Below are 13,194 nucleotides of genomic sequence, written 5' to 3' on the forward strand. Positions count from 1 at the left end.
CAAATTCGTCGAAGCGATCAGGCTTCGGCTTCGCCTTCCGCGGCGCTCTCGTCGATGCCGGCAGCCGGAGCGATAATCGTCGCGATCGTGAAGTCGCGGTCGATGACCGGGGTGACGCCCTTCGGCAGAGTGACTTCCGCGATATGGACGCTGTCGCCGATCTTCTTGCCGCTGAGATCAATGTTGAAGAACTCAGGGATCGCATCGGCCGGGCAATGAACTTCGACTTCATGGCGAACGATGTTCAGAACGCCGCCGACCTTGAGGCCCGGGGACTTCTCTTCGTTGATGAAGTGAACCGGGATTTCGACGGTCACCTGGGTGTTGCCGGAGACGCGCAGGAAATCGACATGCATGGTGAAGTCACGGACCGGATCGAGCTGGTAGTCCTTCGGCAGAACCTTGTGCTTCTTGCCGTCGACGTCAATCGTCGCCACGGTGGTCATGAAAGCACCGGCGTGAATACGCTTCGTCACCTCATTGGTGTTGAGAGTGATGGAAATGGGGGCCTGCTTGTCACCGTAGATGACAGCGGGAATCAAACCGTTGCGGCGAAGTTCACGGGCGGACCCCTTACCAACCCGTTCGCGCGCCTCGGCCTTGAGCTCGTAAGTTTCCTGGCTCATGGCTATTCCTTTCGAGGTTATTTGGAGAGTTCGGCGGCGGGCAAAAGCCTTGTTCCGACGAACCGGAGGCGATATGACCCGACCTCATCCGCGTTGCCTCCAAGGGTGTCTACACGGACCGGTGGCCTATATTATAAGTCGATCGGAAACGCAAGTTGCGGATTCGGGTTGTTTTCTACACGCTTCGGCAAACCGAAACCGCATTCGAGCATCGCGTCGATCGTCACGGTGAGCCGAGTGCCGGATACGAGGAGGCGATGTTCTCGCCGTCCGAAATACGCGGCCGTATGAACGGCAAAATCGCCATTCTCTTCCACAGCTGAGGTTGACATCGGCGCGCTTCGCATCTTTGGATGGCCGCGTTCAAAAAGGGCTGAGGAGAAATCGGACTATGCGTCTCAAACTTGTCACGGCAACGAGCTTGCTGGCACTTTGCCTTGTCACCACGGCCCAGGGCGTCGAGATCAATCAGGATGGCGCCAATGCGGTCAAGGACAATCTGACGAAGCTGCTTCCCGAGGATCTGGCGAAGAGCGGCATGCTCACCGTCAATCCGGCGGGCACACGCTACGAGATCATCTACGATCTGGCGAAGCTGCTTGCCAAGGCCGATCCAGCGACATTTGCGATCAGCGGGCTGACGCCGTTCTCGATGTTCGCTACGCCGCTCGATAGTGGGCTCTGGAACATTGAGGGTGACAACAAGCTCAACGTCTCCGGCCATTTCAAGGGGCCCGACCAGAAGCCGACGGATTTCTCCTACTCCATCGCTTCGCTTGTCTATACCGGCGTCTTCGACCCGGCGATCAGCTACCTGCGCTCCGGCACCTTCACCGCCAAGGACATCAAGGTCGCCAGCAAGTCCGACACCGAGGAAGTCCATGCCAGCTTTGCAGGGATGGACCAAAAGCTGACCTCGACGGACAGCGCAGGCGGCAATGGGCGTATCGATTTTGGGGGCAGCGGGTCCATGTCGACTTTCGTCGAGCAGGTTTCCGGCCTGCAAATGCCGCCTGTTGAAATCCGCGCCGACTCGATCGATTTCGATGCCAAGGTGAACGGCCTGCCGGCTAAGCAAATCCGCGAGATCGTCCTTTTCATTCTCGACCATCTCGAGGAGAAAGAACTAAGCCCGGAAAACAGCGACAAGATAAAGGGAATGCTGAAGCAAGCCTTTCCGATTCTTGCCTCGTTCAACGAGACGATCGGGGTCAATAATCTGACCGTCAGCAACCAGATGGGCAATGGCGGCGTCAAGGCATTCGGTTACAACCTGGTTATGGATGGGCCGAGCGACGCCATGCGTTTCGGCTTCGGCATCGATGCGCAGGACATCAGCCTCGTCAGCCCGGCAATGCCGGCAAGTTATTCGCCTTTCGTGCCGACCAATTTCGATCTGCAGCTCGCCATTCCGAATCTGGATTTCGCCACCTTCGGCGACGCGCTCATGGCGATGGATTTCAACGCCAAGCCGCCGGAGCAAAGCGGCGACGAGATGGCGAAAAAGCTCTTCCGCGATGGCCGGCTCACCATCGAGTTTCCGAAGGTCAGCGCCAAATCCGATGTCTACGACGTCGACATGACCGGCAAGATCGAGGGACGGGTCGATACCCAGAAGGACTATTCGATGGAGGCGACGATCCTTGCCCGCGACCTCGACAAGACGATTGCCGCGGTTCAGGAGCTTGCCAAGACGGATCCCGACCTCAACCAGGTCTCCTTCGGCATCATGATGGTGAAGGGCTTCGCCAAGACCGATGCGGATGGCCGTTCGCGCTGGGACATCACCATCGGCCGCGATGGCGCAATCGCTGTTAACGGCCAGGTGGTCAAGGAAGCGGACCAGCCGCAATAGCGTATACCAGGGTCTTTCGACCGAAGAGCAGATGCGCCGCTCAGGGTCTCACCCTTTGCGGCGCAGCAGCGCCGTTGCCATGTCGAGAAAGGCGCGCAACTTCAGCTGCGTCTGCGAGCGGGCGGGGAAATAGGCAAAGAGACCGGGCGTGGTCGGCAAGAAGGGATCGAGCACGCGTTCGAGCCGCCCTGATGCCACGGCCTCGCCGACGGAAATATCCGGCAAATAGGCAAGACCGAGCCCGGCCTCGGCGAGCTCGAGCAGCAGCAGGAAATCGTTGACCATCAGGTTGCCCGGCGCATCGACGGAGAAGTCGCGGCCGTCTCGCTCGAATTCCCAGCGATAGATGACGCCCGATGTCGGATAGCGGTAGCGGATCGCCTGATGGCGGGTGAGGTCCTCCGGCGTCACTGGCCGGCCGTATCGGGCGAAATAGCCGGGTGAGCCGACGACCGTCCAGGTGATATCAGATGTCAGCCGCATGACGATCATGTCCTTTTCGATCGCCTCGCCGATGCGGATGCCGGCGTCGAAACCGCGTTCGGTGATATCGATTGCCGCATCATCGACCGAGATCTCGACGGAGATATCGGGATAGGCGTTGCGAAATTGCGGCAGCAGCGGCGTCACGATCAGCGGCACGGCCATGCGCGGCACGGTGAGGCGCAGGTGCCCGAGCGGGCGGTCGCGGAAGCCACCCAGCATGTCGAAGGCATCGGCAATGTCGGCGGCAGCCGGACGGACGCGCTGGAAGAGCGCGGCACCGGCTTCAGTGAGCGCGACGCGCCGCGTGGTGCGGACGAAGAGCGGCACGCCGAGCCTCGTCTCGAGCGCGCGGATCGTCTGGCTGACGGCAGTCGGCGTGACGCCGAGCGATGCGGCGGCGGCGGTGAAGCTCCTGGCGTCGGCGACGGCCAGGAATTCCGTCAAACCGTTGAAGGGGTCGGGCGTCATCGGTCTATTATGAAGTTAAGCTTCATAAGCCTTATCGATTCGGCGGATTTTTTGCAATAATGTTTTGAGGCATTGTCTTCCCATCCGATCACGACAATCCAATGGATGGAGGATGACATGCAATATACGACCCTCGGCCGGACCGGCCTTGCCGTTTCCAGGCTTGCCTTCGGCGCGATGACTTTCACATCGGGCGACCGCAGCTTAGGCGCGATCTACAAGACCGATGCCGATGTTGCCGATGCGCTTGTCGGACAGGCACTTGATGCCGGCATCAACTTCTTCGATACGGCAGACGCCTACGCATCCGGCCAGTCGGAAACGATCCTCGGACAGGTGCTGATGGCGCGGCGCAGCGAGGTGGTGATTGCCACCAAGGTCGGCTTCCGCACCGGCACGCCTCTCGGCCAGGCCGGACTTTCCCGCCGCCACATCCTTTTGTCGGTCGAGGAAAGCCTGAGACGGCTCAGAACGGACTGGATCGACGTCTATATCGTCCACAAGGAGGATCCGTTCACGCCGCTCGAGGAGACGCTCGCGGCGCTCGATGCGGTCGTGCGCTCCGGCAAGGCGCGTTATATCGGCTTTTCCAACTGGTCGGCCTGGAAGGTGGCGGCGGCGCTTGAAATCCAGAAGGCGAACGGGCTGGCGCCCTTCACGCATGGACAGATATATTATTCGCTGCTTGGCCGCGACGTCGAGCGCGACATTCTTCCCATGATGCAGCGTTATGGCCTCGGGCTGACTGTCTGGAGCCCGCTCGCCTCCGGCTTCCTCTCCGGCAAGTACACCCGCGAAACGCTCGGTGATCCCGACAACCGCTATTCCGGTTTCGATATCCTGCCCTTCGACAAGGAACGGGGCTTCGCGCTGGTCGAGCGCATGCGGGTGATCGCCGCCGCGCACGGGGCGAGCGTCGCCCAGGTGGCGATCGCCTGGCTGCTTGCGAAAAAGACGGTCTCAAGCGTGTTGCTCGGCGCCTCGAAACCGCATCAACTGGTCGACAATCTCGGTGCGGCGAAGCTGGTGCTTGATGAAGGCGACCTTACAGCGCTCGATGCGGCGACTGAGCCGGCCCCGGTCTATCCGAACTGGTTCATCGACAATCTCGTCGACCAGCCGCAGAAGGCGGCCCTCAACGGTCACGTCGCAGCTGGCCGATAGTTTATCTTCAGTCGAAGAGGCTGGAGACGGACTCTTCCTGGGCCGTTCGGCTGATGGCTTCGCCGATCAGCGGCGCCGTCGTTACGACGCGGATATTGTGTGCCGAAAGCACGGCCGTGGTCGGCTGGATCGAATCCGTGATGACGAGTTCGCGCAGCTTCGAGGAGGTGACGCGAGTGACCGCGCCGCCGGAGAGAACGCCGTGGGTGATATAGGCGGTGACGCTGGACGCGCCCTTGGCCAGCATCGCGTCGGCCGCGTTGCAGAGCGTGCCGCCGGAATCGACGATATCGTCAATCAGCAGGCAGTCCTTGCCGGCAATGTCGCCGATGATGTTCATGACTTCGGAGTCACCCGGCCGATCGCGGCGCTTGTCGACGATGGCCAGAAGGCAGTCCAGGCGCTTCGCGAGCGCGCGGGCGCGAACCACACCGCCGACGTCGGGCGAGACGACCACGACGTTGCTGAGGTCATAGTGGCTCTTGATGTCGCGGGTCAGCACGGGCATGGCAAAGAGGTTGTCTGTGGGTATATCGAAGAAGCCCTGGATCTGCCCGGCATGGAGATCGAGCGTCATCACGCGGTCAGCGCCGGCCTCGGTAATGAGGTTTGCGACCAGCTTGGCGGAGATCGGCGTGCGCCCGGAAGCCCGGCGGTCCTGACGGGCATAGCCGAAATAGGGCAGGACGGCGGTGATGCGGCGGGCTGACGAACGACGCATGGCGTCGATCATGATCAGCAGTTCCATGAGATGATCGTTGGCGGGAAAGGCGGTCGGCTGCACGAGGAAAACATCCTCACCGCGCACATTTTCCTGGATCTCCACGAAGATTTCCTGATCGGCAAACCTTCGAACACTGGCTTTCCCCAAGGGAACATTGAGATAGTTGCAGATCGCTTCGGCGAGTTGCCGGTTCGAATTGCCTGCGAAAACCTTCATTTTGGTCCGCCTGTTACGCGCTGATAGCCGCGCTTTTTAGTCAGCTTCCCCGTGAATGCAAGGGCAAAGGCGCCACAGGCTTCCATATTTGCAAAAAGTTTGTGACTAACCACCCTGAGTCTGCCGCCAGGAGGAGAATTCCGCGATCGTTTTTGAGCCGATCTGCTGCATCACTGAGGCCGGAACGCCCGCCCATGGATCGGTCGCCGCCGTCGGCACGCTTTCTTGCCCCTGGATGCGGTGCAGGCGGCCCCCGCCGCTGTCGAGAATATCCCAGACATAGACCACGGTGACCTTGCCATCGTCGCCGAAGGCGGAGAGGTAACCTTTGAGAATATAATCGCTGCTCGCATCGTTCGAACTCTTGATGGAAAGGCCATGCGCGCGTGCCTCGGTGCCGAGTTGGCGCGAGAGCGGGGTCACGGCCTGCACCGGCGCGCCGATGATCGGCAAGAAGCGCACGGTATTGCCGCGGGCGGAGGAGGGGGCCGGGCTGAGGGCGGCGGTCTGCTGCGGCTGTTGCGTCTCGGCCGGTTCAGCCGACTGTGCGGGAAGCCGACCACTGGCCGCCGGCGGTGGCAGCGATTGTCCCTCGATCGGGGCGGAGGCGGCCGGCGAGGAGCCGCTCCTCGATAGGGCGTTTGCCTGTTCCTGCATCGTCGTCGGTGGCGCGCCGGTGCCGGGTCGATAGGCCTGCTGCGACTGATCATAGGCTGGATGGTAGCCGCCCGGCTGCGGATTTCCAGCGAAAGTCGGGTGGCGGGTACCCGCCAAGCGCTCGGCCTCGCTCTGCGTCACCGGACTCGAAGGTGCTGCCGCTGAGGAATCGCCGATATCGACCTGCGGTGTCAGCGCGTCGGTGGTATTGCAGGCGGTCAGCAGAGCCATGACGAATAGGAGCGTGGGCACAATCGCAGCTCGCGTCATCCCTTGATCCGTCCTTCCCACAATCGCAATCAGCCCCACCCGAATTTATGCGGGTGGGGACGGTCGTCTGTCAATTCCGGATTCTCACCGGTCAGAGGCCGATGAAATCGAGCGGATGGCGGGACAGCGCGCGCGGCGCATCCGTTGTCGTCAAATAAGTCTGGCCAAGCGTCATCGCCGTGCCCGTATCGGAATCGGCGATGATCATGTGCACGAAGAGCGACATGTCCGGCTCGATCGGCTGCGGATTGCCGACATGGAACATTTGATGCTCCATCCAGGAGGGAGAGAAGCGGGCGCCGAGCGAATAACCGCAGGCATTCAGCCGGTGGCGGGCCAGGCCGCGCTCGTCGATGATCTTGGCATGCATGTCGAAGACATCGCCGAAGGTCTGGCCGGGCTTCAGCACGGTCTCGATCGCCTCGATGGTTTCGCGGCAGGCGCTGTAGAGCTCGCGGTGGCGGTGCGTCGGCTCGCCGATGACGATCGTGCGCATCATGGCGGCGTGGTAATGCGCATAGGCGCCGGCCCATTCGAGCGTCAGCTGGTCGTTGGCGTCGAGCTTGCGGCGGCCGGCCTTGTAGCGGCAGAGCAGCGCGTCGGCGCCGGAGCCGATGATGAACTCGTTGGCGGGGTAGTCGCCGCCGCCGGAAAAAACCGCGCCCTGCATGGCGGCAAGGATATCGGCCTCGTCGGCGCCGGATTTCGTCAGCCGGATCGCGGCATCGAGCGCATCGTCGGCGAGAACGGCGGCACGTTCGACATAGGCGACCTCCGTCGGGCTCTTGATCAGGCGCAGGCGGCTGACGAGGTAGGAAGCATCGACGATCTGGCCGAAGATGGTCAATTGCGCGTCGAGCAGACGGGCGACGCGGCCGGTCATGCCGTGCGTATCGTATTCGACACCGATGCGCGCCCCAAGCAGATCCATCTCGACCAGCAGGTTCTTCAGGTCGAGCGTCGGATCGGCATTGACCCGGTCGACCCAGATATGGATGTTCTCGAGGATCGAGGTATGCCTCGCCTGGCGAAGATCGGCCGAGCGGGTCATCAGCGCCATGGTGCCGTCGCTCTTGACGACCAGCGTCTGGAAGAAGCAGTAGCCGAAGGTGTCGTAGCCGGTCAGCCAGTACATGCTTTCCTGGGCGAAGAGCAGCAAGGCGTCGAGCTTTTCTTCCTTCATCTTCTCGGTGAGGCGCGCAAGCCGGCTTGCGAATTCGGCCTTTTCGAAATGCAGTGCCATTCTGCTCAAGTCTCCCTGATTGATATCGCGGAAATCTGGCGGCCGTAATCCGGCTCCTTGCGATGTGTCGTTCTGCGGTAGGAAAAGAAGCGCTCGCTATCCGGATAGGTGCAGAGGCCGAGGCTTTCGGCATGCACGCCGGCTTTCGTCAGCCGGTCGACGGTCAACGCCGGCAGGTTGAACATGGCATGGCCGGGCGTTGCGGAAGGCACAAAAAAGCGCACGTCCTCCGGATTTTCGGCGACGAAACGCTCGACGAACTCGGGACCGACCTCATAACTTGCCTGGCTGATCGAGGGGCCGAGGCAGGCGACGATGCGAGCGCGGTCCGCACCGAGCGCCTCCATGGCGGCGATGGTATTTTCGAGCACGCCCGTCAGTGCGCCCTTCCAGCCGGCATGGGCTGCGCCGATGACGCGGTTATCGGGATCGGCAAAGAGGATCGGCCCGCAATCGGCGGCGAGCACGCCAAGCGCGATTCCCGGGGTGCGCGTTACCATCGCATCGGCGTTAGGGCGGGCGCCGTCATAATCGGCACCGACCATCACGACATCGGGAGAATGGACCTGATGCACGGTTGCCAGCCGCTCGACCGGCAAGCCGAACCAGGCGGCGACACGGCGCCGGTTTTCGAGGACCTTGTCACGTTCGTCGCTGGAGCCGAGGCCGACATTGAGGCCACGATACAGTCCTTCGGAAACGCCGCCGGCCCGCGTGAAATAACCGTGCCGGATGGTGCTGCCCGCCGCTTCGTTCAGCAGGGCGCTTTCGATCGGTGCGGGAGAGGCCGCGTCCTGCATCTGTGATTCCGGGGTTTTCGAGGGGTTTGTTATGATCCCAAGCGCATCGCATATGCGGCGCGCTTCAAGTTCTTGTTTCGGGCCGATGTTGAACCAGCCGCGTGCGCCCTGTCAATCCACCGGACGAAACGGCATGAGATCGATGGCGGGATGGGAGACCGCCATCACCTTGAAGAGTTCACCCATCCGGCCTTCACCGGCGCCTGCAAGCCTTTCGACCGCCGCCTGGATGACCTGCTGGGTTTGCGGCTCGCGATCCCGACCGAGGGCCGCCGCACGTTCGAGAATGCCGAGGCCACTTAGAAAATCACCTTGATGCAGGGCGCCGTTCAGATGGACGCCGGCCGCAAGCGCCGTTTCGGCGAGCTGCTGGAAGTCGACATGACTTGTCAGATCGGCTTCACCGGGATGGGCGAGCGGCGGGTCGAATTCATGCATGCGCACGGCCTGGAGCGTATCGCCGAAGCCGGTGACGAGATGGCCATAGTCGACCGTAAGCGCCGTGCCGCCGAAGACGCGCAGCCGCTCGCAGATTGCGATCATCACCGCCTGGCGGGCCGGCGAGATTTCAAAGAGAGTGCCGACCGGAACGTTCTGCACCGGTTCGGGAAGAAGCGCGGGATCGAGACCGGCGACGCCGGCGGCGAAGGTCAGCTCGCCATCGGCGTCGATGCCGACCATGCGCTCGCGGAAACCCGTCGGCATGCGGACGAACTGGCGGATCGGGATGGCGTCGAAGAGCTCGTTGGCGGCAATCAGCGTGAATCCGGGCGGCACTTCGTCGAAGCCATTATGCCAGGCGATTTTCTCGCCGTAAGGCTCGAGTGTCTGGCTCTGGACGTCGCGCAGGCGCTCGCTGGTTTCGACGAGATGCACGCTCATAGCGTCCAGGAGTGGCGGGGCGATGCGGGAGATGACGCGCAGCATGTCAGCCATCATCGTACCGCGGCCGGGGCCGATCTCGACGAGGCGCACATCCGTCGGTGCGCCGTGGCGCTGCCAGGCATGGACGATGAAAACGCCGATCATCTCGCCGAAGATCTGGCTGACCTCGGGCGCGGTGACGAAATCGCCGGAACGGCCGAAGGGCTCACGCGTCCGGTAATAGCCGTGTTCGGGATCGGCGAGGCAGAGCGAGAAATAATCGGTGACGCTGATCGGGCCGTTGGCCTGGATGATTGCCTTGATCTTTTTGCCTAGAGCGGTGGTCATGTCGCGCGTCCTGCCGTTTTCAAAGCTGCAGCGCAGCCCGGCGGCGGGCCCGCATCATCGCCCAGAGCCCGAGCAGGATCATCGGGGAGGAGAGCACCATGCCCATGGTCAGCCAGTTCGTGCCGAGGAGGTAACCGATCTGGGCGTCGGGCTCGCGGAAGAATTCGACGAAGATGCGCGAGAGCGCATAGCCGCACACGAAGACGCCTGTGATGAAGCCGGGGCTTTTCAGCGCGCGCATGCCGTAGACCAGGGCGGCCAGCACTGCGAGCAGAGCAATGCCTTCGAGGCCGGCTTCGTAAAGCTGGCTTGGGTGGCGGGCGAAGGGACCGCCGGTCGGGAAGACCACGGCCCAGGGCACGTCGGTCAATCGGCCCCACAGCTCGCCATTGATGAAATTGGCGATGCGGCCAAAAAGCAGACCGAAGGGAACGACGGTGGCGACGATGTCGAACAGGCTCCAGATCGGTATGGCGTTGCGGCGCGCAAAGAGGATCATGGCAATCGTCGTGCCGGTCAGGCCGCCATGGAAGGACATGCCACCGTTCCAGATCTCGAGCGCACGGACGGGACTGCGCAGGACGGCGGGGAGATCATAGAAGAAAATATAGCCGAGACGGCCGCCGAGGACGACGCCAAGCGCTGCCCAGACGATGAAATCGTCGAGCTGCGTCCTTGACATCGGCGAGACGTTGCCGGGCCAGAGACTTTCATTGGCGGCGAGGCGGCGCGCATAGGCCCAGCCGAGCAGGATGCCGGCGACGTAGGCGAGGCCGTACCAGTGAATCGCCAGCGGACCGATCGAAAAGGCAATCGGATCGATATCCGGGAAAGGCATGATGGCAAGGAGATCGGCTGCTATCGGCAAGGTTTTCCACCCGTTGAGTTGCGCGGAACATGCCGCTGCGATCCCGGACGGTCAAGTCCATTGTTCGTGATGGCTCGTTCCTGGCCGGTGCCGGCAAGCTTATCCCGTGCAAAGCGCTTGCATCGTCGGTGGCGAAGCCCTACCTCAATCCTCGAGGCCCCGAAGGGCTGAATTCACCTCATGCGAAGGGAGAAAAACGCCATGACGACCGGAACGAACCGCATCATGGACGAATTCGCCAAGCTGATGACCGATGCGGCCGGTGCCGCCCAGGGCGTCCGCAAGGAGATCGAAACCGCCTTCAACGCCCAGGCCGAGCGTTGGCTGAACAGCATGGACATCGTCAAGCGCGAGGAGTTCGAGGCCGTGCGCGAGATGGCGATCAAGGCACGCGACGAGAACGAGGCGCTTGCCGCCCGCATCGCAGTGCTCGAGGCGAAACTTGCCGGCGAGGGCGCTTAGGTCCCGATACGACACAGATGCGGCGTTGCATTCATGCCATACGCCGCATCTTCCGTAAAAAAACCAGGTGAGTTTTCCACCTGTGGACACTGCCAAAAAAGCCAATTCGCAGAGTCGCTTATTCTCCCTTCTGAATTGAATTTCGAAGAGCCTTTCCACAGTGGCCGGTCCTATTTTCCGTTCGGGGGGCTGGCAGGGGGCAAGGGGCGCTATACACTGATTTTAAATGATGATTCGAAGCGACTTGGTAAGCTCCGGGCAGGTTATCTGCGTTAAGTCTGGCAGCGGTTCAACGATCATCCGAGTGGTGGTTCCGGTATTTTGCGTGTGTCTTTCTTGTGTTCGTACACCAAGTTAGGTCGCATTCGTTCCGGTCAAGAAGGTGCTGCATGAACCTGATGGAATTGGAAGTCGAGCGTCAGTCGAACCCGGTCGATATGATCGAGTACGTTGCCTCCAACAACGACTGGTCGTTCGAACGGTCCGGCGAGGACGAGATCGCGATGACGGTCGAGGGTCGCTGGACGGACTATCACGTCTCTTTCTCCTGGATGGAGGAATTCGAGGCGCTGCATCTTGGCTGCGCCTTCGATATCAAAGTTCCCGACATCAGGGTCAACGAGGTGGTCAAGCTGCTCTCGGCGATTAACGGGCAGGTGCTGATGGGTCATTTCGACCTCTGGCGTCAGGAAGATGTGGTCATTTTCCGCCAATCGCTGCTGCTTGCCGGCGGTGCGGAGCCCACCAATCGCCAGGTGGAGGTGCTGCTTTCCAGCGCGCTCGACACCTGCGAGGCCTATTTCCAGGCATTCCAGTTCGTCGTCTGGTCCGGCATGGAAGCGACGAAGGCGATGGAAGCCGTGCTGTTTGAAACGGTCGGCGAGGCATAAGATGCCGACGACCCCTTTCTCCTCGACACATCCCGTCGTTCTGATCGGCGCCGGAAACATGGGTGGGGCGATGCTCTCCGGCTGGCTGAAAAGCGGCGTTCCGGGCTCGGCCGTCATTGTCGTCGATCCCGGCCCGTCGCCGGCGATGCTGGCGACGATCAACGGGGCCGGCGCGACCCATCTGACCGCGCTTCCCATGGATTTGAAGGCAAGCGTGCTGTTCCTGGCGGTCAAGCCGCAGGTGATGGAAACGGTGCTGCCGGCGGTGAAAAGTGCGGTCGGGTCGGGCACGGTGGTCGTCTCGGTCGCAGCCGGCAAGACGCTCGATTTCCTCGAGAGACATCTCGGCAAGGCCGCCATGGTGCGGGCCATGCCGAACACGCCGGCCATGGTCGGGCGCGGCATCACCGGCGCCTTTGCCAATTCAGGGGTCAGCGATCAGCAGCGCAAACGCGTCCATTCCCTTCTGCGCGTCTCGGGCCCGGTCGAATGGGTGCCGGCGGAAGCCGATATCGATGCCGTGACGGCGCTTTCGGGCAGCGGCCCGGCCTACGTATTCTATCTCGTCGAATGTATGGCGGAGGCAGGCCGTAAACTCGGCCTGCAGGCGGACCTCGCCATGCGTCTTGCGCGGGAAACAGTCGCGGGGGCTGGTGAACTCATGCACCAGTCCCCCGACGACGCTTCGCGGCTGCGAGAGAATGTGACTTCTCCCGGCGGCACCACGGCGGCGGCGCTCGCCGTGCTGATGGGCGAGAACGGCATGCAGCCTCTGTTCGACGCAGCCCTTGCGGCGGCGCGCAAGCGGGCCGAGGAACTGGCCGGCTGACGGAGACAATATGGCAGAAGAGATCAACTACGACGATTTCGAGCGTGTCGACATTCGTGTCGGCACGATCATCGAGGCCAGTCCCTTTCCGGAAGCGCGAAAGCCGGCAATCAAGCTGGTGATCGATTTCGGCCCTGAGATCGGCGTTAAAAAATCCTCGGCGCAGATCACCGTGCATTATACGCCGGAAAGCCTGTTGGGCCGGCAAGTTCTCGGCGTCGTCAATTTCCCGCCGCGCCAGATCGGGCCGTTCCGCTCGGAAGTGCTGACGCTGGGATTCGAAGACGAGAACGGCGCGATCGTGCTTGCTGCGGTCGAACAGCCGGTGCCAAACGGCCGAAAGCTGATGTAAGCGCGAGCTCGCACTTAAAGCGCGTCGCGTCGAATCGGATTCATGCGACGCGATAGCTCTTTATGCAAGTCG

The 13,194-nt window shown here is 61.9% G+C and carries 15 protein-coding genes; 7 read left to right on the forward strand and 8 right to left on the reverse strand.

Going from position 1 to position 13,194, the window contains the following annotated elements; all coding sequences use genetic code 11:
* Positions 1-17 precede the first annotated feature (17 nt).
* The gene (locus HFO99_RS26440) at positions 18-626 is read right to left on the reverse strand and encodes a 50S ribosomal protein L25/general stress protein Ctc (RefSeq protein ID WP_222364584.1); all 609 of its coding nucleotides are present in this window, start codon (positions 624-626) and stop codon (positions 18-20) included.
* 155 nt (positions 627-781) lie between these two features.
* Here HFO99_RS26440 and HFO99_RS26445 point away from each other — a divergent pair, with 155 nt between their 5' ends.
* Both HFO99_RS26445 and HFO99_RS26450 read left to right on the forward strand, forming a co-directional pair.
* Positions 782-949 carry a hypothetical protein gene (locus tag HFO99_RS26445; RefSeq protein WP_222364585.1) on the forward strand — a complete coding sequence of 56 codons (168 nt, stop codon included), beginning with the start codon at positions 782-784 and terminating at the stop codon, positions 947-949.
* A 68-nt stretch (positions 950-1,017) separates the two neighbouring features.
* Positions 1,018-2,481, forward strand: coding sequence for a hypothetical protein (locus tag HFO99_RS26450; protein WP_222364586.1), 1,464 nt, complete (start codon positions 1,018-1,020; stop codon positions 2,479-2,481).
* 48 nt (positions 2,482-2,529) lie between these two features.
* Here the strand turns inward: HFO99_RS26450 and HFO99_RS26455 are convergent, their stop codons facing one another.
* Entirely contained in the window at positions 2,530-3,435 is a 906-nt protein-coding gene (locus HFO99_RS26455; RefSeq protein ID WP_222331403.1) for a LysR family transcriptional regulator, read from the reverse strand.
* 117 nt (positions 3,436-3,552) lie between these two features.
* On the opposite strand from HFO99_RS26455, the gene HFO99_RS26460 reads away from it, so the two are divergent.
* The gene (locus HFO99_RS26460; protein ID WP_222364588.1) at positions 3,553-4,599 is read left to right on the forward strand and encodes an aldo/keto reductase; all 1,047 of its coding nucleotides are present in this window, start codon (positions 3,553-3,555) and stop codon (positions 4,597-4,599) included.
* A gap of 7 nt (positions 4,600-4,606) precedes the next feature.
* Here the strand turns inward: HFO99_RS26460 and HFO99_RS26465 are convergent, their stop codons facing one another.
* From HFO99_RS26465 to lgt, 6 genes are all read right to left on the reverse strand, one after another.
* Positions 4,607-5,539: a ribose-phosphate pyrophosphokinase gene (locus HFO99_RS26465; protein ID WP_017965321.1), complete on the reverse strand. Its 933-nt coding sequence runs from the start codon at positions 5,537-5,539 to the stop codon at positions 4,607-4,609.
* A gap of 105 nt (positions 5,540-5,644) precedes the next feature.
* Positions 5,645-6,466 (reverse strand): hypothetical protein, encoded by an 822-nt coding sequence (locus tag HFO99_RS26470; RefSeq protein WP_222364596.1) that lies wholly within the window; start codon positions 6,464-6,466, stop codon positions 5,645-5,647.
* Positions 6,467-6,557: 91 nt separating this feature from the next.
* The gene (locus tag HFO99_RS26475) at positions 6,558-7,709 is read right to left on the reverse strand and encodes a M24 family metallopeptidase (RefSeq protein WP_222364598.1); all 1,152 of its coding nucleotides are present in this window, start codon (positions 7,707-7,709) and stop codon (positions 6,558-6,560) included.
* 5 nt (positions 7,710-7,714) lie between these two features.
* Positions 7,715-8,509: a peptidoglycan editing factor PgeF gene (pgeF, locus tag HFO99_RS26480; RefSeq protein WP_222364600.1), complete on the reverse strand. Its 795-nt coding sequence runs from the start codon at positions 8,507-8,509 to the stop codon at positions 7,715-7,717.
* 111 nt (positions 8,510-8,620) lie between these two features.
* Positions 8,621-9,721: a class I SAM-dependent methyltransferase gene (locus HFO99_RS26485; RefSeq protein ID WP_222246849.1), complete on the reverse strand. Its 1,101-nt coding sequence runs from the start codon at positions 9,719-9,721 to the stop codon at positions 8,621-8,623.
* Between the two features lie 19 nt (positions 9,722-9,740).
* On the reverse strand, positions 9,741-10,589 hold the full coding sequence (gene lgt, locus HFO99_RS26490; RefSeq protein WP_222364604.1) for a prolipoprotein diacylglyceryl transferase: 849 nt from the start codon (positions 10,587-10,589) through the stop codon (positions 9,741-9,743).
* Positions 10,590-10,790: 201 nt separating this feature from the next.
* Between lgt and HFO99_RS26495 the strand changes: the two genes are divergently transcribed.
* The 4 genes from HFO99_RS26495 to HFO99_RS26510 all read left to right on the forward strand — a co-directional run bounded on the left by HFO99_RS26495 (position 10,791) and on the right by HFO99_RS26510 (position 13,122).
* A complete protein-coding gene (locus HFO99_RS26495; protein ID WP_003561307.1) occupies positions 10,791-11,051 on the forward strand; it encodes an accessory factor UbiK family protein in 261 nt (86 codons plus the stop codon).
* 389 nt (positions 11,052-11,440) lie between these two features.
* Positions 11,441-11,941, forward strand: coding sequence for a YbjN domain-containing protein (locus tag HFO99_RS26500; protein ID WP_003541709.1), 501 nt, complete (start codon positions 11,441-11,443; stop codon positions 11,939-11,941).
* 1 nt (position 11,942) lies between these two features.
* Complete coding sequence (gene proC / locus HFO99_RS26505; RefSeq protein ID WP_222364606.1) at positions 11,943-12,770, forward strand: pyrroline-5-carboxylate reductase; 828 nt, start codon at positions 11,943-11,945, stop codon at positions 12,768-12,770.
* A 10-nt stretch (positions 12,771-12,780) separates the two neighbouring features.
* Positions 12,781-13,122 (forward strand): tRNA-binding protein, encoded by a 342-nt coding sequence (locus HFO99_RS26510; RefSeq protein WP_222331411.1) that lies wholly within the window; start codon positions 12,781-12,783, stop codon positions 13,120-13,122.
* The last annotated feature ends 72 nt before the right edge of the window (positions 13,123-13,194 follow it).

Origin of the sequence: Rhizobium leguminosarum (assembly GCF_019798305.1) — a bacterium.
In the GTDB taxonomy this organism is placed as follows: Bacteria; Pseudomonadota; Alphaproteobacteria; order Rhizobiales; family Rhizobiaceae; genus Rhizobium; species Rhizobium leguminosarum_U.